This is a genomic window from Flavobacterium sp. NPDC079362 (assembly GCF_050267765.1).
Classification (GTDB): Bacteria; Bacteroidota; Bacteroidia; order Flavobacteriales; family Flavobacteriaceae; genus Flavobacterium; species Flavobacterium azizsancarii.
This window is the reverse complement of record NZ_JBNNFM010000020.1, coordinates 1-25,588: the sequence shown is the minus strand read 5'-3', so window position 1 is coordinate 25,588 and position 25,588 is coordinate 1. Positions and strand designations below refer to the sequence as shown.

The window sequence follows — 25,588 nt, the reverse complement described above, 5'->3', positions numbered from 1 at the left end:
AAACAAGAATTTAACTTCTAAAATCAAACCACAAATTCATTTTAATTCCGTCGTCACCGCTTTTGATGCGGATATTCGTTGGCTGACTTTGTGGTCCTTGCTGTTCCAGAGGTTTAAAATCTCTCATGGCCGGAATTTCATACATAAAAGAGATATCGCCTTCCGGAAATGCCGGCTGCGGATAACTTCCTGCCAAACTGTTTTTAGGTAAATCCGGTGTAAACAATCTCAGAAATAAATTGTCAGATTCGCTGAAAACCCTGAATGATGAAGCGCCGGCTTTTAAATTTGCGCCCAATAAATTGGCATGATATCCTTTGAATTCAGGATAGATTAAATTTTCGAAACTTTCGCCTGTAATCGTATTGTTATACTCTTTCTCCCAAACACCATAAGTGGTTCCTTTGATTCTGTTTTTCCAGACATGATACGGACCTCTTCCAAACCATTTTATGCCTGTGACTTCTTTTTCAGGAAAACTAAATGTGATGCCAAATGAACTGATTTTATCTTCAAAAAAAGCACCGTCAAAACCTTCGCCGCCAGAAGCATTTTTTAAGGCAATTAACTCCATTTTAAATCTTCCGTCCGGTTCCATAATCCATTTTATAGAGGACAATCCACCGGAATAGTTGACTGTGCAAATGGCTTTGTCACCTTCTTGTGACAGCTGAATGTCTTTCAGCTTCGCTTTCATGCCAATTGGGCGTGGGCCATTTGTTAGCGGAATTACATTTTTCGCATTTTTAATAGATGAAATTTCCCCCGTTAGAGCATCAAAAGTAAATGTAACATCACTTCCTTTTAGCGTAATTTCATTTCCCGTTTTTGCTCCCAATGCTTTTGCTTTAGTATTTTGAACCGCTAAAAACTTCTCAGCATAAAATTTAGCCTTATGAATGGGCCATGTCCAGGTATAAATTTCTTTATTAAACTGATCAAAAGCTGAGATCGACAAAATATCACCTTCTGCAAAATTATTCGGAACAGCCAACTGAATTTTTCGTGTTTCTCCCGGATCAATACTCGGAATTTCAATTTTTCCGGAACTTATTTCTTTAGGAACGCCATTGGTATAAAGCACATCATTATCCGATTTTAGCACTTTAAATTCCATTTTACAGGAATTCAAATTGCTAAACAGGTAATCGTTCTCAATTAAAAACGATCCGTCAAAGTCAGGATTGACCTGTTTGGGCTCAAACTGAATGGGCGCCCAAACTTCTTTTACGGTATAATAACTTCCTTCTCTCTCGCGATGAGGTCCCAGAATTCCATCGGCGGCAAGCGAACCTTTCGAATCAAATTTTATAGCTCCCGTCCAGTCAGAGCGCTTTACAGCTTCGTCCAGCATTGCCCACATAAAACCTCCGGCAAACAATGGACTTTCTTTATAGCGATTCCAGAAATCTTCCAGTCCGGCACCATGTCCGTTATCATAAGTTCCGTGCATAAATTCAGTTGGAAAAAATACATTTTCACCCGCATTAAATCGATGCATTCCCGTTAAGTAAGTAGGATAATGGTGCGTGTCCCATCCATTAAAATCGGCCCAGGGATGAATCACAATCCTTTTTTGAGGATCATTGGCTTCAAAAACTTTATCAACATCATAATTCCACCCGCCTTCATTACCATTATCCCAAATAATGACCGAGGGATGGTTAACATCGCGCGTCACCATTTCTGTTACTAATTTTGTTCCCGTTTCAGTATCATAAGAATTTTGCCAGCCCGCCAATTCATTTAAAACAAAAAGACCCAATGAATCACAAACTGCCAGAAAGTGATCGTCCGGAGGATAATGCCCTCGAACCGCATTCATATTCATATGCTTTAGTAATTTACCATCTAATTCGCTGATACGTTTACTCGTACTTCTGCCGCCTTCAGGCCAGAACGAATGGCGGTTAATACCCTTCATTATGATTTTCGTACCATTTACGTAGATTCCATCTTGCTTTTTGAACTCTAAAGTTCTGAAACCAATTCTCTTATTATATTCATGAATTACAGTTCCGTTTTGTTTCAAAACCAATTCCAGTTCATATAAATTAGGCGTCTCCGGATTCCACGGTTTAATATTTTTCCATTGTGCTGCAATAGCTGCTGAGGTACTTTTGGCTTTAATTGGAAAAGTAAAAGTTTGAAAATTTTCCCCGTTCCAACCTTTAAGAGAAGCTTCTAAAATGGTGTTTTTTTGAATGTTTTTCAGATTCAGATCAACCGTAATTGAACCGTCCATTTTAGGATTTACAGCAATATTAAGGATATGAGTTTTAGGAGAAACCTCTAACCAGACGGGACGGTAAATACCGCCAAAAAGCCACCAATCGGCTCTTCTTTCGGCTGCATTTACAGATTTATTGGCCGAATGTTTCCAGACATGAACCTCCAGAATATTTTTAGAACCAAATTTTAATAAAGACGAAATATCATATTTAAACTCATAAAAACCTCCCTGATGAATTGTTCCGGCTAGTTTTCCGTTTATTTTTACTTCAGTATCCGTCATCGCACCGCCAAAAGCAATCAGAACGTCTTTGTCTTTATAAGATGCCGGAACTTCAAATTCATATTTATACAAACCCTCTTCCTTGCTTGGTTCTTTCTGGTTGAGTTCTTTGTACCAGCGTCCATACGTATATTCGCCAAAACCTTCGAGTTCCCATTGCGACGGAACATTTATTTTAGACCAGATTTTGCTGTTATTTACGCCTGTGCAATAAAAATCCCATTGTACAGGATGTTCAAAATCTTTTCCTGAAAGATAGATTTTGTCCGTTTGCTGCGCCGTGCCGTTTTGTATTATAAAAATGGTAAACGCGGCAATAGTTAGATTTTGAATTGTGTTTTTGAGCATCATAGAGATAGAATTCTTTGATGGTTAGTTGCCATCTGGTTTACTAATTTCAAAACGGTCACTCATAGGAAGTGTCCAGCTCGAAATAAAATTGGGTTGCTTTGGATTGTATTTTTGTATTTCTTTTTTGATTTGTTTTTTTAGCGGAATGTCAAGCTCCCGAATGCCTTTAAGAACGCAAAGTGCAATTTCGTTGGCACCAAAACTATTAAAATGCGTATTGTCATCCAGCGCCTTTTCCTGTCCCGGAAAAGTGTGGGCAGGATATTGCACAAAAGCTTTTCGCGAAGTTTCATCGCCCCAGGCTTCATATAATTCCGTTGTCATTTTTGTAATATCGATAAGAGCAATATTATTTTTTTGTGCTAAAGTCCGCATCGCGTCAGGAAACTCGCCGTGTGTTTCTTTCAAAGTACCATTTTCATTAAAGCCCCGACGTTGTGTAGGCGTTACCAAAACAGCAATTGCTCCTTTGTCCCTTGCAGATTGCGCAAATTCTGTCAATAGAGCCGAGTAGGATTCCCAGGGACCATTTCCTGGACCTTTTGTTTTTTCGTCATTATGTCCAAATTCCACAAACAAATAATCCCCTTTTTTGATTTGCGACAGTATTTTTTTTAAACGATTACCCGCTTTAAACGAACTTAAAGCAGCGCTAGAATAAGCAAAGTTGGCAACAACAACACTATCATCAAAATAGTTCGTAATAAATTGTCCCCACGAAGCCCACGGTTCTACATCCTGATCCGTAACCGTTGAATCTCCGGCCAGATAAACGACTGTTAAGTTGTTTTTTAGAGTGATTTTGATACTTTGAACAGCAACTCCTCCTAAAAATTCAAGAGTGAGTTTGTCATCCCAATCAAAAATATCTTTTTCCCTGTCTTTTAGAGTGACGTTGAGGTTGTCATTTATTTTAGGAGTTCTGATATTAACATTGAAAGTTGTTGTAATCGGTTTTCCTTTTTTGACGGAAAGCTGATCGATCATCAATCTTCGTGATTCCGCTTTTATAGTAACATTTGATGGTTTGTCAGCACTGCCCGTAACCACCTCAATTTGATAATTTTCTTCAGGAAGTTGAACTGAAAAATACGTTGGTCTAGCTATGGAAAAAGAGGTTGAATTAATTTTTACATTCGAAGAAGTATTGAAATCAAAACCATATCCTAGTTTTGAATTATAAATCAAAGAATTTTTGATTATCGTTCCTTTGGAAGAGTTTAGCAAAGAACCAAACTGGAACTGTACTGATTTTGTGTTTTTAATGCTATCATCTGCATTTACTTTTAATACTTTTTTTAGCTGCTTTAAATGCTCACTTGAATGTACAGCAAATAGAAAAGCCGGTATAAACACAAAAAATAATAATGTTCTGATTTTTACCAATTTAGTGAGATTTAATTGATTTTATTTTCAAATCTAAAGCATCAATCTTGATATAGTATCCTGTACTATGATGTTAAAAAAAGTAATTTTTATTTTTTAAGGTTAATATTTATTATGGATCTAATAATTGTTAAATGTATTTTTATATGATGTGTTTTTGGGGTTTATTTTTGTTTTTGAACATGCTTTGTTGCAATAATCTTTGTCTTTTGATGAAATAATGAGAATTATAAAGGATAGTACAGGACAGTTTTCTTTTTTACATTCGATTATTTTACAAAAATAAATGATTCGAAATAGTCTGAAATTATTAAAGAGTGATTCGGTATTAAAATTGTCCGAATTATTAAAATGGAATTATATTGCCTGATGATATTATAAATTTCTGAATATCAAAAGGCTTTTAAAAATAAGTTGTTTAAGTTTTTATAAGTTTGTTTAAAACAAAAGTGGTTTTTTGTAATCTAACGTTTGATAGTTTTCAAGCGTTAGATTTTTTTTTTTTAGAATTCTTCAACGAGTACTTTTTTTTATCATAATTAATAATTTAAAAAATATCGTAAAATATTTACTTTATAATTAGTATTTTGTATTATTATTATTATTAATATTTAAAATTCTCATTTAGAATTTTAAATATGATGACAAGATTATTTTTCTCATTCTTTCTTTTAATATTTATTCTCAATCTTTGACAGAGGAATTGATTGATCGTTTAAATGGTATTAATGATCATCAGGAAAAAGTTAGCAATGTGCCGAAAAATTGCGTTGGAATTTCAAAATTCAGATTGGGATCGAGCTATAAAATACATAGAATTAGCTGAAGCTGAGGCAAAAAAAATAAAGGAACCAAAACAAAATCTGGCTTATGTATGTATTACGGCAGAAAAAATGTATGCTTCGAAAGATGTTTTGAATATTGCTTTGCAATATTATTTGCAAGCCTATGAAATCTATAAAAACAGCGATAATATTGAGGAAGTTGCAAAATTAGAAAACAACCTCGCTATTATTTATGCGCAGGGAAAAAACAAAGAAAAGGCACTGCAATATCTTTTTAATGTATATCGAACACCTACAATGATCGATATTTTTTCAAATAACTGTTTGAAAATGAAAAAAAAAGGGTTGTTGGTTTATGAAAAAAACGGGATGATTTTTCAATCATCCCGTCAAGTGGAGTCGCCGGGAATCGAACCCGGGTCCAAACAAGCAACTAAAGAGCTTTCTACACGTTTATTTCCTGATTGGATTTTCGTTGTTGAGCTAGGTCAGGAACAACCACTCAACACTTATCTTCTTAATTTCGATCTCCACCCGAAGCTCATGGAAATCTAGGTTTATTTTTACGGTTCTCCTGGACTGACCGCCACAAACCAAGGCTTTCAAGGAGAATCCAGCTTCCCTATCTGATAGGGACGTGGCTTAATCTTACTATAATTCGGATTATGCAGCTAAAGCGTAGTTATTTTCGCCGTGTAAAATTGTAAGATCTTATATTTACGAGCAAGGTCTCAATGCTCGACGTGCTTACTTTCCAATTCGACTTGCTGTCAAAACCAGTCGACCCCTAAAATGAGTTTGCAAATTTATACTATTTGAAGTTAGTTTTGTAATAAATTTTGCAGAAAAATAATATTATTCTTCATCTTTAAAATTAAACGGATAATCACCAAAAATTGGAGCCAGTTTACGAACCGCATAAGTGTTTCTCGTCATTTTATTTGATAAAGCAATTATGGTAACATTTTCTTTTTGTAACGGAATATATGATGAGGTATTTCCGTGCCACCAACCATTATGAAAGTAATAATTCTGTCCTGAATCCCAATTGATCATTCTAATTCCTAAACCGTAATTTTTTGTACCTTTTCTCTCATTACTATAACCTGTATAAACTTGTTTTAAAAGTTGTGGTTTCAGGAAATCCGGAGCATTTCTCGCTCTGTCAAACTTTAGTAAATCACGTGGAGTAGAATAGATGTTTTTATCACCATAAACACAATCCAGATAATCAAAACCAATTTCTACACCATTACCTTTATAAGAAGGAACAATTGTTTTTCTGTCTTTTTCATTATCTAGAACAAAAGTATTGGACATTCCTAAAGGTTTAAAAACCATTTGAGTCATGGCTTCTTTGTAAGTCAGTCCTGTTATTTTCTCTATGATAAGAGCAAGCATTGCATAATTCGTATTACAGTAACTAAAACGTGTTCCTGTTTTTGATTCCAGGCCAATATCTTTAGTTGCCAAAATATTAAGAATATCTTTATTCGTTAATTGATTATGTCTGTCCCAAACTGATTTATCGCGATCTGTAAAATAAGCATAATTACGCATTCCACTACGATGGCTAAGCAGCATTCGTATTGTACAATCCGGGTACGGAAAAGTCTTTAGTATCGTATTTACTTTTTGATCCAAATCAAGTTTACCTGCATTTACCAATTTCAAAACAGCAGTTGCTGTTAAAACTTTACTTACTGATGCAATATGCAACGGAGTACTGGCTGTAATTGTTGTTCCTTCATTTTTGTTGGCATAACCATTATATCTTTCAAAAATAATTTGACCGTTTCTGGCTACCAAAAATCCGCCATTCATAGAATTGTTTGGCCAGTTTTTATTATAAAAGTGATTTATCCTTCCGGTTACTGAATTTATATAAGCTTGCGTAAGTCGTTTTTCAGGACCTAAAGGCTTCATCTTAGGTAAGGTGTCTTCTATTGTAACCTCTTCTTTATTTGTTGTGTTTTTATCTTTCCCACATGACCCTAAAACTAAAATTAGGAAAAGTATTTGTGGTATATTTGTCTTTTTAAGGAAGCTCATTTTCATCATTCTTTAAAAACAAATATATAGAATTCAATATTTATGTTTTGCCAATTTTGTATAACCAAAAAGGCAGTTTTAACAAAAAATTAAGATTTTGTTTAATTAGTTGTTTGTTAGTCAGCTTTTAACAGTTTACGAACATTCTAAATTGATTTTTAACAACAAAACTTTAACTAAATTTGTTATATTTGAAACAAAATGAGTTCAAAAAGTTATATTAATAATTATTTTAATCTGCTATAAATGAAATTTGGAATTATTAAGGAAAGAAAAAATCCGCCTGACAGACGTGTTGTATTTTCACCAAGCGAACTCGTAAAACTGAAACAAACTTATAATGAAGCTATCGTTGAGGTAGAAAGTTCAGATATTAGGATTTTTACGGATGTTCAATATCAAAGTATGGGAATTACTGTTACGGATGATGTTTCTAATTGTGATGTTTTATTTGGAGTAAAAGAAGTTCCTGTTGAAAATTTAATCCCGGAAAAAGCATATTTCTTTTTTTCTCATACAATAAAGAAGCAGCCTTATAATCAGAAATTGTTAAAAGCAATTTTAGAGAAAAACATCGATCTATATGATCATGAAACTATTGTTGACGATCAAAATCGCCGTTTAATTGGTTTTGGAAGGTATGCCGGAATGGTTGGTGTTTATAACGGAATCCGCGCTTTTGGAATAAAATTTGAATTATTTAAATTGCCAAAAGCAGAAACACTTTCAGGAAAAGATGTACTTATCATGCATTTGAAACGTATTAATTTACCCGCATTAAAATTTGTGCTTACCGGAACCGGAAAAGTGGGGAGCGGAGCAAAAGAAATTTTGGACGCTATTAAAGTAAAAGAAATTACAGTTGAGAATTACTTGACTAAAAATTATACACAACCAGTTTACATTCAGTTAGATGTTTTAGAGTATAATAAACGCACTGATGGAAAGGTTTTGGATTTTCAGGATTTCGTTGCGCATCCTGATGAATATGTTTCAGATTTTGAAAAGTTTACTAAAGTTTCGGATATCTATTTCGCAGGACATTTTTATGGGGCTGGTGCTCCGATGATTTTAACGAAAGAAATGCTGAATGCGAGTGACTGCAAATTAAAAGTTGTTGCTGATATATCTTGCGATGTAAAAGGACCAATTTCATGTACTTTGCGTTCGTCTACAATCGAAGAACCTATTTATGGATACTTTCCTTTAGAAGATAGAGAAGTAGAGGTGTTTCATCCTGCAGCTGTTGTGGTTATGGCAGTTGATAATTTGCCATGCGAAATTCCAAAAGACGCCAGCGAAGGTTTTGGCGAACAATTTATGGAACACGTAATTCCTGCCTTTTTTAATGGAGATAAAGACGGAATCCTGCGGCGTGCAAAAATAACGGAGAAAGGAAAATTAACCGAAAGATTTAGCTACTTACAAGATTATGTAGACGGGAAATAAGGAGGTCTCAGTCGCGGTCTCAGTTTTCAGTTTTCAGTTTTGAGAGCGGGTAAACTTTGTCAAAGCTGTAGGTATTAATAAAGTTAATAAAAAAGGCAGAAAACTATTTAGTTTTCTGCCTTTTTTATTAGTGGCGACTGCGACTGCGACTGCGACTGCGACTTTTTCTACACCATCTCTTCCGGTTTTACCCAGGCATCGAAGTCTTCCGGAGTTACATAACCCAAACGTACGGCTTCGTCTTTTAGGGTCGTTCCATTTTTGTGTGCGGTCTGAGCAATTTCAGCAGCTTTGTAATAGCCTATTTTTGTGTTCAAAGCGGTAACCAACATCAATGAATTGTCGACCAATTCTTTGATGCGTTTGTAGTTTGGTTCGATTCCCTGAGCACAATGCTCGTCGAATGAAATGCAAGCATCACCTAATAATCTTGCTGACTGAAGGAAATTAGCAGCCATTACAGGTTTAAAAACATTCAATTCATAATGTCCCTGCATTCCGCCAATGGCGATTGCCATATCGTTTCCTATTACTTGTGCGCAAACCATGGTTAAAGCCTCACATTGTGTTGGGTTTACTTTTCCCGGCATTATTGATGATCCCGGTTCATTTTCAGGAATATGAATTTCTCCAATTCCAGAGCGAGGTCCGGAAGCTAACATTCTAATATCGTTTGCTATTTTATTTAATGAAACAGCCAATTGTTTTAAAGAGCCGTGTGTTTCGACAATCGCATCGTGTGCAGCCAGAGCTTCAAATTTATTCTCGGCTGTAACGAAAGGTAATTTGGTGAACTTTGCAATATATTCAGCGACTTTTACGTCGTATCCTTTTGGAGTATTTAATCCGGTTCCTACTGCGGTTCCGCCCAATGCTATTTCGGATAAATGTGCTAAAGTATTTTTAAGTGCTTTTAGTCCAAAAGACAATTGAGCTGCATATCCTGAAATTTCCTGACCAAGCGTGAGGGGAGTTGCATCCATAAGATGTGTACGGCCAATTTTTACAACATCTTTGAATTCGGTTGCTTTTGCGGCTAAAGTTGCGTGTAGTTTTTCGACTCCCGGAATGGTTGTTTCAATAACCATTTTGTAAGCTGCAATGTGCATAGCCGTCGGGAAAGTATCATTTGATGACTGGGATTTGTTTACATCATCGTTCGCTTTGATAAAAGGTTCGCCTTCGCCAATATTGAAACCTTTAAGAACTTGTGCACGATTGGCAACCACTTCGTTTACATTCATGTTGCTTTGTGTTCCTGAACCTGTTTGCCAAATTACCAACGGGAATTCATCTTTTAATTGTCCGGCCAGAATTTCGTCACAAACTGCTGCAATTGCATCTCTTTTTTCGGCTGGCAAAACACCTAGGTCAGCATTGGCATAAGCTGCTGCTTTTTTTAGATAAGCAAAGCCTTCTATGATTTCTTGTGGCATAGATGCCGAAGCTCCAATTTTGAAATTGTTTCGGGAACGTTCTGTTTGTGCGCCCCAGTATTTGTCTGCAGGGACTTGTACTTCGCCCATTGTGTCTTTTTCTATTCTGTATTTCATGATGTTTTTTGTAAAATGTTATATGTGTAATTGGTAAAATAGTATGGTAAATAAGACGCGGATGAAACCGGTCTACTTCGTAAAAACGCTAATTAGAACTGATTTTTTTTCTTTATGATTGAAACTTCTTATAAAAACGGTTTTCCTAGCCCTGATGGGAGCGACATCCTTTTATGGTGGGGTTCGCCATAAAAGATATAGCGTACAGCAGGAAATAGCTCCTGAAAATACTTATCTTCTTCTTCTTTTTTAGATTGTTTGATTATAAAGGAATTAATCATGGCAAAAAAAGCTTATTTAAAATGAGTTTAAATATACGGATTATTATGATTTTATAAAAATTGATTTGGATTTTATTGCTAAGGAAAAATATAAGACCTACATTTGTACTTACATTCAAAAATTCCGGAAAACATGTTTGAATTTTCACAGTACTTAGGCTTTTTACTTTTCTTGACCATACTAACTATAGGGTTTTGGTTGATGTTTTTCTTGGTTGGTTTCGTATCTTATTGGGTTACGGGAGCGAGCTGGGAACTTATCAAAGAGAAAAGAGCAAAGAAAAAAGCAGAACAAGCAATTTAATTTTAAGTTGACTTCATAAAAAAAGGACCCGTTTTACGAGTCCTTTTTTTTATGCAAATAAATTTAAAATACAAAATCCCAAAAATAAAAAATTCCAAATTCCAATTTTTTAGAACTTAATCATTAAGTCTGGAATTGGAATTTGGATTTTTTATATTTTGGAATTTTAAGGAATGTTATCCGGGAAAATCTCCCCCACCATCACCTTCATTTTTAGGTGCTCCCGGTTTCTCTCTTTCGGTTTTAGGTTTGTTAAAACGATAAGTGAAAGATAAGTTGAATTGACGTTTACGGAATTGCATTTCGCTATATGATGTCTGGCTCTCAAGAGTTGTGTCATTCTGCAGATAAGTGTATGACCTCATGATTCTTGAGTTGAAGATGTCGCTGATGTTGAATGCAACAGTCGCTTTGTCTTTTAGTACATCTTTACTGAAAGCGGTGTTCATTGCAAATTGTCCAAGGTTTTTACCCTGAGCAGTTTTTTGTTCTCCATTGTAGACTCCGCTTAATTGCCAGTCGATTTTGTATGGTAACGTTAATTTTGAGTTGATTCTGGCAAACCAGGTATTAGCTTGGTTGTTTAGATTTTGCACAACCACATTTCCGTTCGTATCGGTATACGTATTTTCTCCCGTTGTTTTTACGTTATAAAGGTTGAAGTTACTGTTTACTCTCCATTTCTTAAATGGTGTATAATTCAGTGTAAATTCGAAACCATATTTTTGCTCTCTTCCTAAGTTAATTGGTCTGCTTAAAATAACAGGAATTCCATCTACTGTGTCACCGTTTGGAGTTCGTACGAAACTAAAAACGTCTTTTGTGTTTTCGAAATAAGCAGAAGTATTAAAAGTCAATTTATCCCAACGTTTGATGTATCCAATATCATATTTGTCAGTTAAAGAAGGATCTAAATCCGGATTTCCCTGAAAAATATTAATATTGCTCGAGTAATTTGTTGCAGGATTCATGAAACGACCTCTGGGTCTTGTTAAACGTTTACTGTAGCTGGCAGTAAAGTTGCTCTGATCTGATATTTCGTAACTAATAAAAGCACTAGGAAATAAATTGTTGTATTTCTTAGTGTTAAACTCATTAGTGTCTAGTAAGTTAACCTGAATATTGGTATCTTCCCAACGTAATCCAAATAAATAAGAGAATTTATTAACCTTAAAGCCATACTGGGTATATACCGCGTTTATGTTTTCTTTGTACTCTAAAGTGTTTGATAAGTTATCATCTTTGACACCTGCGCCATCAGTGATTAGATATTGGTTATTCAGGTCTCCAAAACTACCTTTATATCCGGCTTCGAACTGGCTTCCTTCGCCTAATGGCAGAACATAGTCAGCCTGAACTTGTATTTGTTTTTGAACTTGATCGTTTAACGTGTTGTTAAAATTAGGTGAAGCTGTAATAATACTGTTGCTGTCGTCTGTATTTCTTGAAATCGATAAATCAGCGGTAAGTTTATGTCCCTTATCGTTGAAGTTTTTGATCAAATTGGAAGTATATTCTACATTTTCGCTTCCTGTATTTCCATTGTTTAAACGGTATGATGTACCGGTATAAGCGTGGGCAGCATCATAATTATAATAATTAATTAAGTCTCTGGTATCACCACTATTTTTTTGGTAATTAATGGCATTTGTCCAAAAAGTATTGGGGGCAACTGTCCATTCTATACCTGCTCTTCCATTAAATCCCTTGTTAGTTCTTTTGGTATCACGATCTTCGTCTAAATAACCTTTAGGAGTTCCGTTAGCATTAAGATATTCCGTATTGGTTAATCCGCCGCCTTCGTTAGTTCTGTAGTTGTAACCCGCTGTCGTAAAATAATTTAATTTTTCGGTTTTGTAGTTTAGGTTCCCACTTAAGCCATAAGTCTCAGGAATTCCTGTTGAGGCAATAAAAGTTCCGTTAAAGCCCTGGTTTTTTCCTTTTTTAAGAATAATGTTAATTAATCCTGAACCACCTTCCGCATCATAACGAGCAGATGGGTTTGTAATTACTTCTACTTTATCAATAGCATCGGCGGGTAATTGGCGTAAAGCTTCTGCAACATTAATAGCGTTTGAAGGTCTTCCGTCAATTAAAATTCTAATGTTGTCACTTCCTCTTAAACTTACATTTCCTTCAGTATCAACAGAAACTGATGGAACATTGTCTAAAACGTCGCTTACAGTTCCGCCTTTAACCATCATATCCTGTCCAACATTGTATACTTTTTTGTCCAGTTTTATTTCTACCGTCGATTTTTCGGCACGAATTACAACTTCGTTTAATTGTGCTGCATCTTCAGATAGATTAACAACTCCTAAGTTGGTATCGCCCTGAATGTTCTTTCCTTTGATTAGGGTGGGCTTAAACGAAATGAATTCAATCTTTATATCATAAGTTCCCGGAGCAACCGCTACATCAAATTCACCTTTTGGATTGGTGATACCTCCAGCAATAACTTTTGTGTCATTTGGAGCAGTGATTGATATTGTTGCATATTCAAGAGGTTGTTTGCTTATTTTTTCGAAAACTTTCCCCGTAACTTTTACTTTGTTTTTAGCAGGTGGTCCTTGTTGGGCATAATTGTAAAAACTTGTAAATAGCAATACAAGCAATACAGCAAATTTGATTTTTTTCATTATATTTTTGGTTTCTTTTTATTTTAGACCACAAATGTACCTTTTGGTTTAAAGAGGGAAATCACAAAAATATGTTAATTTGATTCTTTATAATCAGTCTAAAAAAGCCGCTACAAGATCAGGGTCTCTTCCAATAATAGCTTTTCCGTCTTTTACAACAATTGGACGTTCGATCAGAATTGGATTATCAATCATAGCCTGAATAATCTGATCGTTACTTAGTTCTTTTCCTTTATAGTTTTCGATCCAGATTTTTTCTTTGATTCGGACTAATTCAAGAGGTTCGAGATTAAGCTTTTTAAGAACTTCTTTTAGCTCATTAAAAGTTGGGGTTTCTGTCAGGTACGGAATAATTTGATATTCCTGATTTGTTTGTTCTATGAATGCCAGACAGTTCCTGGATTTGCCGCAACGTGGATTATGGTAAATTTGTATCATTTTGAGATATTTAAAATATGTTGTAAGATAATTAAACTAAAATTAGGTATTTTAGCAAGAGCAAAAATAAGGTTTACTTATTAAATCGAATTCTCATTTTTAAATTATTATAAATATGTTTTTAGAACAAGGAATTAAACCTCAAAATAAATTTTGGCTATATCTTATAGGATCAGTTTTGATTATTATCGCATCGTTTATTGGTCAAATTCCTTTTTCGATTGCAGTATTGTATAAAAGTATTGTCAAGAAAGAGGATTTTCCAACAGACAATGCTGCTGTTATGAAAATATTCGAACCTAATCTTACCTTGTTTTTGGTAATGATTTCTTTTGCTTTTGCACTTTTGGGAATTTATTTTGTGGTGAAGTATTTGCATCATCAAACATTTTTATCGGTTACGACATCTAGAAAAAAAGTAGATTGGAAACGTATTGGTTTTTCATTCCTTTTATGGTCTTTCTTTACATTAATAAGTTTTCTGGTTGTGTATTTTAATTCTCCCGAAAATTTTATCTGGAATTTTAAACCGGTTCCGTTTTTGATTTTGGTTGTTATTGGGGCGATATTAATACCAATACAAACGAGTACAGAAGAATATGTTTTTAGAGGATATTTGATGCAGGGATTTGCTAATTTGGCACTAAACAAATGGTTTCCGTTGTTGATGACATCGATCATCTTTGGATCGATGCACATTTTTAATCCTGAAGTTGAAAAAATGGGTTACGTTATAATGGTTTATTATATAGGAACCGGCTTGTTTTTAGGTATCATCACTCTTATGGATGAAGGAATAGAATTGGCATTAGGGTTTCATGCTGCAAATAATTTGATTGGAGCTATATTGGTTACTTCAGATTGGTCTGTTTTTCAGACACATTCCCTTTTCAAAGATATGTCAGAACCTTCAGCGGGTCTGGATGTTATATTGCCGGTTGTAGTGATTTATCCTATTTTACTATTTATCTTTAGTAAAAAATACAATTGGACTAATTGGAAAGAAAAATTAACAGGTAAAATAAATGTTGTAGAAATTTCAAATCAATAATAATATGTCAAAATTAACACACAAAAATGTCCATAATTATTTTAAAATAGATGGATTTCATTTAAACGCAGACGAGGTGCGCCGTGTTGCTTATGATTATATAAAAGAAGGTGATGGCAACGAGCAGGCGATAGGAGAGTTTTTACTCGATTGGTTCGATGATAAGGATTATATCGAATTGAGAACTTCCGGAACAACCGGGCTTCCTAAATTGGTGCAATTAGAAAAACAAGCCATGATTCAATCGGCTTTGGCTACGGGAGATTTTTTTGAATTAGAGCCAGGAAACAAGGCTTTACTTTGTTTGCCTGTAAAGTTTATTGCCGGTAAAATGATGCTGGTTCGAAGCTTAATTTTAGGTCTTGAGTTGGATATTACAGAGCCAAGTACGCAACCATTAGCATTTAATGATAAAGTATATGATTTTGTTGCAATGGTGCCTTTACAGGTTCATAATTCTATTGCGGCCTTAAAAAATGTAAAGAAATTAATTGTGGGAGGGGCAAAAATGGATGCTGCTCTCGAAGAAAAAGTTTTACCATTAAAGACAGAAGTTTATGAAACTTATGGTATGACTGAAACGATTACTCATATCGCTGCGAGAAAGGTAGGAGAAAATGTTTTTACTGTTTTGCCTAATGTAAAGATTGCTCAGGATGATCGGGGATGTTTGGTTATTAAATTGGCGAGTATTTCTGATGAGCCTATTGTAACCAATGATTTGGTCGATTTAGTAAGAGAAAATCAATTTATTTTTCTGGGAAGAATCGACAATGTTGTAAATAGTGGAGGAGTGAAGTTAATTCCCGAACAGATAGAAGCGAAATTAATTAACAAGATAACGAATAGATTCTTTGTTACGGGAGTTCCTGATACTGTTTTAGGAGAAAAATTAATTTTGGTTATCGAAGGAGAAAAGCAAGAATTTGCTGCGGACTTTTTTGATGTTCTGGATAAATACGAAAAACCGAAAGAAATTGTTTTTGTTCCAAAATTTAAGGAAAACGAGAATGGGAAGTTATTGCGTAAACCAAGTTTAGTTTAAGGTATTCCCAAAATAAAAATCCCAAATTGCAATTGTAAAATTGGAATTTGGGATTTTTTAAAATATAATTTATATGTTATTCAGCAATTACAGCATTTTTACGTTCTAACAACGCCATATAAAATCCGTCGAAACCTGATTCTGAAGCTAAAATTTTACGGTCTTTTATGAACGTAAATTGTTTTCCGATTTCAGTTTTTAAGAATTTTTCTATTTGCTCCTGATTTTCAGATGGTAAAACAGAACAAGTTGCGTATACTAATTTTCCGCCTGGTTTTACAATTTTAGAATAACTTTCTAAAACTTCTGCCTGTACTTTACGGATATTATCAATAAACTCAGGTTTTAATTTCCACTTAGCATCAGGATTTCTTTTTAGAACTCCTAAACCACTACAAGGCGCATCAATTAATACACGATCTGCTTTTTCGTGTAATTTTTTGATCACTTTTGTTGTGTCAATAATTCTGTATTCAATATTAAAAGCACCATTTCTTTTAGCTCTTAATTTTAATTGTTTTAGTTTGCTTTCATACAAATCCATTGCAATCAATTGTCCTTTATTTTCCATTAAAGAAGCAATATGCAATGTTTTTCCTCCTGCTCCTGCGCATGTATCAACGATACGCATTCCTGGTTTTACATCAAGAAAACCGGCCACCAATTGTGAGTTTGCATCCTGAACTTCAAAAAGTCCCTGTTTAAAAGCGTCAGTTAAGAATACGTTTGCTCTTTCTTTTAAGACTAAAGCTTCAGGTTGATCTTTTAAATATTCTGTTTCAATATTCAAATCCATCAACGTGTTTCTTAGGTTTTCCTTAGTTCCTTTAAGTGTATTGGTTCTTAAAATAACTTTTGCAGGTTGATTTTGAGCTGCAATTTCTGTAGCCCAAACTTTTTCGCCAAGTTCTTTTACGCCCAATTCATCCATCCAGTCCGGAATAGATTCTTTAAGTGCTCTAACTTTAGAAAGTTCATCAAAACGTCCTTTTATTTTTCTTTCAGGAGTTCCTTCCAGTTGTTTCCAATCCGGAATAGGATAACCTCTTAAAACTGCCCATACGGCAAACATTCTCCATAGATTCTCTCTGTCGAAAGGTTCTTTTACTTCGGCAATTTCTGCGTATAATCGTTTCCAACGAACAATTTCGTATATCGTTTCAGCAACAAACTTCCTGTCAGAACTTCCCCAACGTTTGTCTTTTTTTAATGCTCTTGCTACCACTTTGTCTGCATATTCTCCTTCATTGAAAATTGCATTTAAAGAATCGATGGTAGTATAAACTAAATTTCTGTGTAATCTCATTTTAATTATTTGAGTTGCAAAGGTACTATTAATTGATTGAAAGTTAAATTTTTAATTATGAATGTTATTTTAACTTCCCTTTAAAAAGAAAAAAACACTCTAATAATGTTTAAAAGAGTGTTTTTGAATGTGTTTTAGAATTGATTTATTTTATAATTCTCGTCAATCCGATATTTTCCGGAGCGTGAAGTACCATTGGGAATTTTTCTATTTTTACAGAACTACTGTCCAGACCAAATGCTCTTTCTTCAGATAAACTTAGTTTCTTAATAAAGAAATAAGAGTTCATTATAATGTTTTCGTGCCATCTTAAATCATTGTCATTCGAAAGGAATTTTTCAGACAATACAAATTTAAAGTCACCAATAATATTGTTTTTATTCAATGATTCGTAACGGCTCGTAATATCTACTTCGCCACGTTTTACCATGTCACGAATTACTTCTCTAAACATTAAATTGATTTTGGTAGGTTCTCTAAATCCTAAATTAAAATCGATTCTATAAATGTCATCTTTCGCAATCTCAGTAACTTTATATTGAGTTTTATAAGGCTCAGTCAAAATGTTTACGTGTACAAACCAATAGATATCAGCTCTTTTAGGACGTTTTTGTAATATTGAGTAGATTACTTTTTCCTCCAATTCATCCACACGATTCGCATTAGTCATGTAAACCAGGTGTGTAGCGTATTTAGGAATAGATAAATCTTCGCTCAATTCCATTAAAACCTTCTTATAATCGTCGATTTTGATGATTTTGGTATAGCTTTTATTAATTCTTTTGGCCAGATACCAAATTGTCATAATCGAAATCAAAATCATTGCAATGATTAACGTTACATAACCACCTTCTGCAAATTTGGTAATGTTAGCAATTAAGAAACTGAATTCGATCAATAAATAAATTGTGATAAGTGGTACCATCAAATACAATTTTACTCTTTTCATTATCAGATAATAATTAAGTAAGATAGTAGTCATGATCATACATAAAATGATAGCAAGACCATAGGCATGCTCCATATTTCCTGATTTTTCGAAGTGTAAAACGATTCCAACACAACCAAAAAACAATAACCAGTTGATTGACGGAATATACAATTGTCCTTTTACTTCTGTAGGATATTTGATTTTTACTTTTGGCCAGAAATTCAATCGCATTGCTTCGTTTATCAAAGTAAATGAACCACTGATAAGTGCCTGAGAAGCAATAACTGCAGCCAAAGTTGCTACTACAATCCCGAATGGAAGGAACCAGTGCGGCATAATCAAATAGAAAGGGTTTCCGTTCTCTCCACCTAGTTGTTGCAATGTACTTCCTTCATGGTGAATTAAATAAGCTGCCTGACCAAAGTAGTTCAGAACTAAAGTTGTTTTTACAAAAATCCAGCTTATTCTAATGTTTTTTCTTCCGCAGTGCCCCATGTCAGAGTATAACGCTTCAGCACCTGTAGTACATAAAAACACAAAACCAAGCACGAAGAAACCGTCAGGATGAATAGATAATAAATGGTAAGCGTAGTAAGGGTTTACTGCTTTTATTACTTCAGGATGAGTTATAATTTGTATAGTTCCCAGAGTTCCCAACATGGCAAACCAAATTAACATCATTGGAGCAAAAAACTTTCCAACTAGCTTGGTTCCAAATTGTTGTATGGTAAATAGAATAAATAGAATTCCGATTACGATATAAACAATCGTCTCAGTTTTCATTGTAGGATAAAACGCTCTAATTCCTTCTACAGCTGATGATATCGAAATGGGCGGGGTTATAATTCCATCGGCAAGCAAAGCACTTCCTCCAATAATGGCGGGTACAATAAGCCATTGAATTTTCGTTTTTTTGACCAGGGCATACAAGGCGAAAATACCGCCTTCGCCGTGATTATCAGCGCTTAAAGTAATAAGGACATACTTTATGGTAGTTTGTAAGGTCAAGGTCCAAAAAACACATGAAATTCCACCCAGAACAATGTCAGCGTTTATGGCGTAATCACCAAGTATGGCTTTCATTACATATAATGGAGAAGTACCGATATCTCCATAAATAATCCCTAATGTTATCAATAAACCCCCTATAGACAACTTACTGTGTAAGTTTTTATGCGATGCGCTCATGTATGTTTTTATAAAAGACGGTTGCAAATTTACTGTTTTAAAACAAATTAGAGTCAATTATAATTAAAAAGATAAAAAAAAGCACAATCGTTAAATTGTGCTTTAGTTTTTTATCTATAAATGCGAAATTAATATTAACCTCTTCTTCCTCCGGCGCTTCTTGAACCAGATCCGCTTTCTCTTTGTGGCTGGCTGCTTCTTGATTCCTGACTGGCTCTTGGAGACTCAGAACGTTGTGTGTTTTGAGTTCTTGCTGAGCTTGATCTGTTCTCAGAACTTCCTCTGTTTTCTGAATAACTTCTTGGAGTTTCTGTTCTTTGAGTAGCAGAACCTCTATTGGTATTCATGTTTTGTGAACTTTCTCTTGAAACATTCGCATTATTTTGACTGTAATCTCTTCTGTTTTCTGTTCTTGGAGTGTTTTCAACTCTTACAGGATTATTTACATTTGAAGAATTATCTCTGCTGGCAGAAGATGTACGGTTGGTGTTGTAGCTTCTGTCAGTACTGTTTCTGTTTTCAGTGTAATTTCTGTTTGGAGTTCTGTCATCCGTAGATGAAACTCTTCCTGTACTTGTTCTGTTAGTGTTGTAAGTATTTTGAGTTCTGTTATAATCTCTGCTTGCTACACGTCTTTGATCCAGATCATATCTGTTTGATACGTTAGAATGTCTTTGCGCAAAGCTATAATCAGGACGTCTTGTTTCGTAGCCATATGTGCGTCTAGATTCGTATAAAACAGGAGCTCTGTAACTTCTTCTTGTGCTTACATAATTGTAATGATTGTTTACGTTGATACAAACATTAATATTGTTTCTGTATCTGTAAATTGGGTAAGGTCTCCATGCGGCATAGTAAGTAGGATATATATTCCATGTCCATGTTGAGTAATAAGGTCTGTAATTTGTTACCCAGAACGAGTTGTAGATCACAGGAGTTACACTGTAAACCGGCTCATAAATATAGTTGGCCCCGTATAAGTAGGTGTTACCTACAACCTGTACGCTAACTTTATTATAATTGTCTCTTTCTACATCTATCGTTGCAATGTCCTGATATACATCGCGATCTAAAACAGCCTGAATAATTACAACGTGAGTTCTGTTTTCTACAGATTCGATTACTCGTAAATAATCAACCTGATCATCACCGTTTAAATCAAGATTTGATATCTGGTATTTGGGATCGTTCAAACGTCTTTCAAAATCCTGAAGATTCGCTGATTCCCCAAACATAGACGCTACAGCTCTTAAGTCTAAGTTATCGCTTATATCTGAATTTTTTGCATAAACAGTAGTTTGTCCCTGTACAGATACAGAACTAAAACCTAATGTTAACAGGGCTATAAAAAGTAGTTTAGTTTTCATTTTAAATCATATTAAGATTAATATTCTGAGATATCCAATTACTGTGCCAGAAAAAAGAACAGAACTTATTTTATATGTTATAAATAATTGTATTTTAGCAACAAAAAAACCTACTATATATGAGAAAAGTAATATTGTTTTTCGGTGCTTTGATTTTGTTGATGTCTTTTAAAGCGCTGAATCATAATGATAAAAAGTCGTTATGGGGAGGTTTTACTTCCATACAAATAGATACTTTATTTCAGGATAAAATTAGTATCAGAGCGATCGTAATTGATAAGAATAAAATCTGGTACGGAGCTGATAATTCCCGTTTTGGCTATTATGATTTAGATAAAAAAGAGAAGTTTGAAGACCGTATTTATCGTGATACTTTAAACTTAGAATTTAGAAGCATTGCGCAAAATTCTCAAAGTGTTTTTTTATTGAGTGTAGGAAATCCTGCACTGCTTTATCAGGTTTCTAAAAAAACGCAAAAAGTTAAATTAGTTTATAAGGAAGTTAACCCGAAGGTGTTTTACGATAGTATGCAATTTTGGAATGATAAGGAGGGAATCGCAATTGGTGACCCGACAGAAGATACTTTTTCGATTATTGTAACACGTGACGGAGGGGAAACCTGGACAAAAATACTCTCAGATAAATTACCTACAAACGCTGAGGGCGAAGCCGCTTTTGCAGCAAGTAATTCGAATATTGTTATAAAAGGAAATGATACCTGGCTGGTTTCCGGAGGAAAAAAAGCGCGCGTTTTTTATTCTCCTGATAAAGCAAAAACATGGAAAGTAATTGAAACGCCAATTGTTCAGGGAAAAGCAATGACGGGTATTTTTACAGCCGATTTTTATGATGCTAAACACGGATTTGTTGCGGGAGGTGATTATGAGCTTCCAAATAAAAAAACAGATAATAAAGCTTTTACAACTGATGGTGGAAATACCTGGAAGTTAATAGGCCAGGAAATGGGTTTTGGATATGCATCATGCGTACAATACGTTCCGGGCGGAAATGGTAAAGAAATTATCTGCGTTGGTTCTGAAGGGATTCAGTATTCTCAGAACGGCGGCGAAAACTGGACTCAATTATCAACAGATTCAAAACTTTTTACTATTCGCTTTGTCAATAGAAATACGGCAATTGCTGCAGGTCATAATAAAGTAATCAGAATCCGTTTTAAATAACAAGAACCCTAAATAATAAAGTAAGTATTATTATATAGGGTCCTCATCGCTGTTGTTCTTTTTGATATTAGCTTTTGCCTGCTTTATCCCGATATTGTTTTAATAATTTACGATTAAAATCATCTTCAGATTTTTTAAGCTTTAATATTTTCTTTGCTGATAATATCTTTTTCAAATTGCTGGTATACTTGTCTCGTAAAAGATATAATTCTTTATCAGTACTTTCTATTTGTGATAAAAGCAACGCTGCATCTTTTTCTGACATTGAAGTAATGTTGTCATCATCTAATTTGCGTAGATAAGTTTTCATTTTTTCATGACGCAATTCATATTGTTTATCGTCATATGCATTATAAATAGGCCAGAATTTCTCCGCTTCTGTCGAGGTCAGTTCTAATTCTGTAGTTAAAAAAGAAACTTTATAAGCCTTAATTTTTTCTCGCTTTTCATCTGTTTTGTCACTTTGTGCATAAAATGATAAAGTGAAAAAGAAAAGAATTATCGGTAGTATATTTTTAATTTTCATCTTTTGATATTTTTATTTTATTCTGAAATTAAATTTTCAAGATTTGGGTTTGTAGCCAATATATCTTCGAGTGTTTCCTGTTCAAGGGCAACATTTTTGTTAAGCTTGTCGATGTCTTTAGTATCCAATTCCTTAATTAAATCATATTGATTTAAATTCGACTGATAGGATAAATAGGTCTCTAAAGTGTCTTCGTCAAGATCTTTAGAAGTGTTATTGTAGTTGTTAACTATAGGGATCATTAATGCAGTAACAACTACAGCTGCGGCAAGTAGTGAAAGAACCTTTTTACGTTTATAAATCGGAATTACTTTTACTTCTTTTTTGTCTTTTAGCTGTTGTAAAATTTTTTCCGAAAAATCATCAAAGTAATGCTCCGGAGCTTTAAATCCAGTTGTTATCTTCGGTTCGTTTTCTAATTTAAATGCTTTCATATCTATAAGATAGTTTTAGTTACAAAAGGTTTAATTTGATGTAACATATATTTCAATTTTTTTTACAGCATGATGATAAGATGCTTTCAATGCGCCAACTGAAGTCCCTAGGATTTCAGAAATTTCTTCATATTTTAATTCTTCAAAGTATTTCATCTTAAAAACCAATTGCTGTTTTTCCGGCAAGGTCACGATAGCTTTTTGAAGTTTTATCTGTATTTCATCACCATCAAAATAAACATCAGCTTTCAGATTGTCGATGGTTTTATTTTGTAATGCTTCAGAAGTTAATCCGCTTAGTTTTGCTTTTTGATTTAAAAAAGTCAAAGCCTCATTGGTTGCAATTCGGTACATCCAGGAGAAAAGTTTACTCTCTCCTTTGAAATTTTTTAAATACTGAAAAACTTTTACAAAAGTATTTTGCAAAACATCATCTGTATCATCATGATTCAAAACGATGTTTCGAATATGAGAATACAATGGTTTCTGATAATCAGACAGGAGTTTTTGAAACGCTGTATTTTGCGTCTTAGGATTTAATAATTGTTGTATAAACTCCTTCTCGTCTGTCAAATTTTTTGATTTATCTTATTAGAATGAAATTTAAACAAAAGGTTTAATCGGTCATGATTATTTTAGAATTCTGACTGTTCTTCTTCTGTTTTTGGAGCTGGTTTTGGAGTCGGTTTTGGTTTTGGAGCTAGTTTAGGCGCCGTTTTTGGTGCCTCTGAAGGATCTGCTTCTGTTGGCTCCGGATAAGTTGGTTCAACATCTGTTCTGTAAACAGGAGTTTTAGCAACCGGAACAACTTTAGGCTGTATTGGGTAATAAACTTCAGTCGTTAGTTTAGACGGACTTTTTACATCTAGCTTGCTAATAGTCAGGATCTCAAGATGTGACCAGCTTAAATCCGGTGTAATTTTCTCTTTGTTTATGAAGTTGTTGGTTTTTGTAATTGCTTCATTAATGTGGCTGTAATCACCTTTAAGAGTTGTTTTTACGCCTTCGAAGCCATTTAATGTTCCGCCTGAAATATCGCTTCCTGATGTTGTCATGATTTCCTTGTTTGTAGGCAAACAAATAGAAATTTTGGCTAATCCCGTTGCTGTGTTATAGGTGTGGTAGATAATAAATGGTTTTCCGTTGGCAGTTAAGCCATTGTTTTGGCTAAACTCGATAAGTTTCGGGATTACAATTCTGGCATTCTTGCTTACTTTCTGAATTTCACTTGTAAACGTCTGTCCAATATACGGTGTTTCAGTTTTCTTTACCACTCCATTCATTTCAACTGCAAAAGTTCTGGTTTCGTAATCCAGGTTTTTGTCAATATTTGCAAGGCTTTTTTCGTAAATAGTTCCAATGACTTTGTCGGAACCTCCGTTAAGAGCAGTGTAAACTTTAAATAGGAAACTCATAGTTCCGCTTGCTTTCCAGGTAACTTTAGTTTTTCCGCCCAGAGTATCTTTAAACGTCCAGTTAACATCTGCTTCCGTACCGTCGTATTTCATTTTTTGCTGAATGCTTTCCCCTTCTTTCGTTTTTAGAGTAATTGCATTTCCATTTCCTTCAGATCCGGTCCAATAATACGAAGCACCATTTCCGGCTGTTTTATTAGGGAATGTCATTTTTATTGAAGGATCAGCTACTGACCACGACTCAAAATCTTCATAATTTCTAAAATCATTTATATAATTGTAAACCGTTGTTTTTGGCGAATTGATCACTTTGCTTCTTTCAACAGAAAAAATCCCTTTTTGGGTAGCAACAAAAACGGTTAGGGCAACTAAACTTAATAATAATAGTAGGAATATATATTTTAGAATCTTCATTGGAGTCGGTGATTTTGTGTCGTAAAGTTATAAATTTTATTACTAGTCGCATTACTCGTGCAACAATAAAAGTACACTTTGTGAAATTATTTTGATCAAAAAAAGCTTTAAATAAAACGTTTTTAGTCAGGTTTAATTATGCAGCTTTAAGAAATACGTGTTCTAAATATAGAAATATTTTTTGAAACTATCTTTTAAAGTAAAATTTGATTACAAATAAAAGAGCAATAAAGATCAGGAAAGCAATTAATACTTTATAATTTCCTTTGTAGAAAATTTTATGTAATGCGAGGTCTTTTCGGTAAGCGAATATCATTACGATTACAAATGCAATAAAAAAACAGAGTGCGAATATTAATTGTCCTTGACTAAACATAGTAAAAAATTATTTTTTACAAATTTAGAGAATTGTATATGAATAGTTGCTAATTTGGCATCTCATTTAAGTAAATAATATCATGAAGAAACAACTTGATGCAGTTACGGAGTTTCATACTGCTTTTAAAATAGGTCACAGTCAAACACCAATTGCTGATTTGGGTGAATCTAAAAAAATACTTCGTTATAATTTAATGAAAGAAGAGAACGAAGAATATCTTGAAGCGGTTCAGAATAATGATTTGGTTGAAATCGCTGATGCTCTTGGAGATATGATGTATATTTTGTGTGGTACGATCATAGAGCACGGACTACAGGAAAAAATTGAAGCTGTTTTTGATGAAATTCAGCGTAGTAATATGAGTAAACTTGGCGAAGACGGACAACCAATTTACAGAGAAGACGGAAAAGTAATGAAAGGGCCAAACTATTTTAAGCCGGATTTTTCTAAATTACTATAAAGTAAATTGCAAAACATCTAATAGATGGTAAAATCTATTAGATGTTTTTGTTGTGTGCCCAGCATGGGCGATAACTCTAGGGTGTAAGTCCCGAACACGCCTTTACAGTGGGAAGTGTTAGCTGAATGCAAGGGTGTC

Annotated in this window: 20 protein-coding genes and 1 other RNA gene; 6 read left to right on the top strand and 15 right to left on the bottom strand. The window is 34.2% G+C overall.

What is annotated here, in order from left to right; translation table 11 throughout:
• Positions 1–10: 10 nt before the first annotated feature.
• From ACQKCJ_RS16335 to ACQKCJ_RS16320, 4 genes are all read right to left on the bottom strand, one after another.
• Entirely contained in the window at positions 11–2,866 is a 2,856-nt protein-coding gene (locus tag ACQKCJ_RS16335) for a glycoside hydrolase family 2 TIM barrel-domain containing protein (RefSeq protein WP_427402431.1), read from the bottom strand.
• A 21-nt stretch (positions 2,867–2,887) separates the two neighbouring features.
• Complete coding sequence (locus tag ACQKCJ_RS16330) at positions 2,888–4,252, bottom strand: rhamnogalacturonan acetylesterase (protein ID WP_427402430.1); 1,365 nt, start codon at positions 4,250–4,252, stop codon at positions 2,888–2,890.
• A 1,176-nt stretch (positions 4,253–5,428) separates the two neighbouring features.
• Positions 5,429–5,825: a transfer-messenger RNA gene (gene ssrA / locus ACQKCJ_RS16325) on the bottom strand.
• 67 nt (positions 5,826–5,892) lie between these two features.
• Complete coding sequence (locus ACQKCJ_RS16320) at positions 5,893–7,095, bottom strand: serine hydrolase domain-containing protein (protein ID WP_427402467.1); 1,203 nt, start codon at positions 7,093–7,095, stop codon at positions 5,893–5,895.
• 240 nt (positions 7,096–7,335) lie between these two features.
• Between ACQKCJ_RS16320 and ACQKCJ_RS16315 the strand changes: the two genes are divergently transcribed.
• The gene (locus ACQKCJ_RS16315; RefSeq protein WP_427402429.1) at positions 7,336–8,538 is read left to right on the top strand and encodes an NAD(P)-dependent oxidoreductase; all 1,203 of its coding nucleotides are present in this window, start codon (positions 7,336–7,338) and stop codon (positions 8,536–8,538) included.
• 167 nt (positions 8,539–8,705) lie between these two features.
• On the opposite strand, the gene fumC is transcribed toward ACQKCJ_RS16315, so the two are convergent.
• The gene (fumC, locus tag ACQKCJ_RS16310) at positions 8,706–10,091 is read right to left on the bottom strand and encodes a class II fumarate hydratase (protein WP_427402428.1); all 1,386 of its coding nucleotides are present in this window, start codon (positions 10,089–10,091) and stop codon (positions 8,706–8,708) included.
• Positions 10,092–10,505: 414 nt separating this feature from the next.
• Between fumC and ACQKCJ_RS16305 the strand changes: the two genes are divergently transcribed.
• A complete protein-coding gene (locus tag ACQKCJ_RS16305) occupies positions 10,506–10,676 on the top strand; it encodes a hypothetical protein (protein ID WP_194615743.1) in 171 nt (56 codons plus the stop codon).
• 176 nt (positions 10,677–10,852) lie between these two features.
• Here ACQKCJ_RS16305 and ACQKCJ_RS16300 read toward each other — a convergent pair whose 3' ends face one another.
• The gene (locus ACQKCJ_RS16300) at positions 10,853–13,315 is read right to left on the bottom strand and encodes a TonB-dependent receptor domain-containing protein (RefSeq protein WP_427402427.1); all 2,463 of its coding nucleotides are present in this window, start codon (positions 13,313–13,315) and stop codon (positions 10,853–10,855) included.
• A gap of 93 nt (positions 13,316–13,408) precedes the next feature.
• Positions 13,409–13,753, bottom strand: coding sequence for an arsenate reductase (glutaredoxin) (gene arsC, locus ACQKCJ_RS16295; RefSeq protein ID WP_427402426.1), 345 nt, complete (start codon positions 13,751–13,753; stop codon positions 13,409–13,411).
• A gap of 115 nt (positions 13,754–13,868) precedes the next feature.
• Between arsC and ACQKCJ_RS16290 the strand changes: the two genes are divergently transcribed.
• Together ACQKCJ_RS16290 and ACQKCJ_RS16285 are read left to right on the top strand one after the other, a co-directional pair.
• Positions 13,869–14,804, top strand: coding sequence for a CPBP family intramembrane glutamic endopeptidase (locus ACQKCJ_RS16290; RefSeq protein ID WP_427402425.1), 936 nt, complete (start codon positions 13,869–13,871; stop codon positions 14,802–14,804).
• Between the two features lie 4 nt (positions 14,805–14,808).
• On the top strand, positions 14,809–15,849 hold the full coding sequence (locus ACQKCJ_RS16285) for an AMP-binding protein (protein WP_427402424.1): 1,041 nt from the start codon (positions 14,809–14,811) through the stop codon (positions 15,847–15,849).
• 76 nt (positions 15,850–15,925) lie between these two features.
• Here ACQKCJ_RS16285 and ACQKCJ_RS16280 read toward each other — a convergent pair whose 3' ends face one another.
• The 3 genes from ACQKCJ_RS16280 to ACQKCJ_RS16270 form a co-directional block, all read right to left on the bottom strand.
• Positions 15,926–17,155 (bottom strand): RsmB/NOP family class I SAM-dependent RNA methyltransferase, encoded by a 1,230-nt coding sequence (locus ACQKCJ_RS16280; RefSeq protein ID WP_271338598.1) that lies wholly within the window; start codon positions 17,153–17,155, stop codon positions 15,926–15,928.
• A 145-nt stretch (positions 17,156–17,300) separates the two neighbouring features.
• Complete coding sequence (locus tag ACQKCJ_RS16275; protein ID WP_271338599.1) at positions 17,301–19,274, bottom strand: KUP/HAK/KT family potassium transporter; 1,974 nt, start codon at positions 19,272–19,274, stop codon at positions 17,301–17,303.
• A 134-nt stretch (positions 19,275–19,408) separates the two neighbouring features.
• A complete protein-coding gene (locus ACQKCJ_RS16270; protein ID WP_427402423.1) occupies positions 19,409–20,641 on the bottom strand; it encodes a hypothetical protein in 1,233 nt (410 codons plus the stop codon).
• 119 nt (positions 20,642–20,760) lie between these two features.
• Here ACQKCJ_RS16270 and ACQKCJ_RS16265 point away from each other — a divergent pair, with 119 nt between their 5' ends.
• Positions 20,761–21,822: an oxidoreductase gene (locus ACQKCJ_RS16265; RefSeq protein WP_427402422.1), complete on the top strand. Its 1,062-nt coding sequence runs from the start codon at positions 20,761–20,763 to the stop codon at positions 21,820–21,822.
• Between the two features lie 67 nt (positions 21,823–21,889).
• Here the strand turns inward: ACQKCJ_RS16265 and ACQKCJ_RS16260 are convergent, their stop codons facing one another.
• The 5 genes from ACQKCJ_RS16260 to ACQKCJ_RS16240 all read right to left on the bottom strand — a co-directional run bounded on the left by ACQKCJ_RS16260 (position 21,890) and on the right by ACQKCJ_RS16240 (position 24,987).
• Complete coding sequence (locus ACQKCJ_RS16260) at positions 21,890–22,348, bottom strand: sensor of ECF-type sigma factor (protein ID WP_271338602.1); 459 nt, start codon at positions 22,346–22,348, stop codon at positions 21,890–21,892.
• 17 nt (positions 22,349–22,365) lie between these two features.
• Positions 22,366–22,782, bottom strand: a complete 417-nt coding sequence (locus tag ACQKCJ_RS16255; RefSeq protein WP_427402421.1) for a hypothetical protein — start codon at positions 22,780–22,782, stop codon at positions 22,366–22,368.
• A 30-nt stretch (positions 22,783–22,812) separates the two neighbouring features.
• Positions 22,813–23,355, bottom strand: coding sequence for an RNA polymerase sigma factor (locus tag ACQKCJ_RS16250; RefSeq protein WP_271338604.1), 543 nt, complete (start codon positions 23,353–23,355; stop codon positions 22,813–22,815).
• A gap of 62 nt (positions 23,356–23,417) precedes the next feature.
• Positions 23,418–24,611, bottom strand: coding sequence for an SRPBCC family protein (locus tag ACQKCJ_RS16245; RefSeq protein ID WP_427402420.1), 1,194 nt, complete (start codon positions 24,609–24,611; stop codon positions 23,418–23,420).
• A 187-nt stretch (positions 24,612–24,798) separates the two neighbouring features.
• Positions 24,799–24,987: a hypothetical protein gene (locus tag ACQKCJ_RS16240; RefSeq protein ID WP_244860567.1), complete on the bottom strand. Its 189-nt coding sequence runs from the start codon at positions 24,985–24,987 to the stop codon at positions 24,799–24,801.
• Positions 24,988–25,069: 82 nt separating this feature from the next.
• On the opposite strand from ACQKCJ_RS16240, the gene ACQKCJ_RS16235 reads away from it, so the two are divergent.
• Positions 25,070–25,450 carry a nucleoside triphosphate pyrophosphohydrolase family protein gene (locus ACQKCJ_RS16235; RefSeq protein WP_271338606.1) on the top strand — a complete coding sequence of 127 codons (381 nt, stop codon included), beginning with the start codon at positions 25,070–25,072 and terminating at the stop codon, positions 25,448–25,450.
• Positions 25,451–25,588: the final 138 nt, after the last annotated feature.

Coding starts and splice junctions, on each gene's coding strand:
- ACQKCJ_RS16235 (WP_271338606.1), top strand. CDS start 25,070: ATGAAGAAACAACTTGATGCAGTTACGGAGTTTCATACTGCTTTTAAA.
- ACQKCJ_RS16335 (WP_427402431.1), bottom strand. CDS start 2,866: ATGATGCTCAAAAACACAATTCAAAATCTAACTATTGCCGCGTTTACC.
- ACQKCJ_RS16260 (WP_271338602.1), bottom strand. CDS start 22,348: ATGAAAATTAAAAATATACTACCGATAATTCTTTTCTTTTTCACTTTA.
- ACQKCJ_RS16320 (WP_427402467.1), bottom strand. CDS start 7,095: ATGAAAATGAGCTTCCTTAAAAAGACAAATATACCACAAATACTTTTC.
- ACQKCJ_RS16305 (WP_194615743.1), top strand. CDS start 10,506: ATGTTTGAATTTTCACAGTACTTAGGCTTTTTACTTTTCTTGACCATA.
- ACQKCJ_RS16315 (WP_427402429.1), top strand. CDS start 7,336: ATGAAATTTGGAATTATTAAGGAAAGAAAAAATCCGCCTGACAGACGT.
- ACQKCJ_RS16285 (WP_427402424.1), top strand. CDS start 14,809: ATGTCAAAATTAACACACAAAAATGTCCATAATTATTTTAAAATAGAT.
- ACQKCJ_RS16255 (WP_427402421.1), bottom strand. CDS start 22,782: ATGAAAGCATTTAAATTAGAAAACGAACCGAAGATAACAACTGGATTT.
- ACQKCJ_RS16270 (WP_427402423.1), bottom strand. CDS start 20,641: ATGAAAACTAAACTACTTTTTATAGCCCTGTTAACATTAGGTTTTAGT.
- ACQKCJ_RS16265 (WP_427402422.1), top strand. CDS start 20,761: ATGAGAAAAGTAATATTGTTTTTCGGTGCTTTGATTTTGTTGATGTCT.
- ACQKCJ_RS16280 (WP_271338598.1), bottom strand. CDS start 17,155: ATGAGATTACACAGAAATTTAGTTTATACTACCATCGATTCTTTAAAT.
- ACQKCJ_RS16300 (WP_427402427.1), bottom strand. CDS start 13,315: ATGAAAAAAATCAAATTTGCTGTATTGCTTGTATTGCTATTTACAAGT.
- fumC (WP_427402428.1), bottom strand. CDS start 10,091: ATGAAATACAGAATAGAAAAAGACACAATGGGCGAAGTACAAGTCCCT.
- arsC (WP_427402426.1), bottom strand. CDS start 13,753: ATGATACAAATTTACCATAATCCACGTTGCGGCAAATCCAGGAACTGT.
- ACQKCJ_RS16290 (WP_427402425.1), top strand. CDS start 13,869: ATGTTTTTAGAACAAGGAATTAAACCTCAAAATAAATTTTGGCTATAT.
- ACQKCJ_RS16240 (WP_244860567.1), bottom strand. CDS start 24,987: ATGTTTAGTCAAGGACAATTAATATTCGCACTCTGTTTTTTTATTGCA.
- ACQKCJ_RS16275 (WP_271338599.1), bottom strand. CDS start 19,274: ATGAGCGCATCGCATAAAAACTTACACAGTAAGTTGTCTATAGGGGGT.
- ACQKCJ_RS16245 (WP_427402420.1), bottom strand. CDS start 24,611: ATGAAGATTCTAAAATATATATTCCTACTATTATTATTAAGTTTAGTT.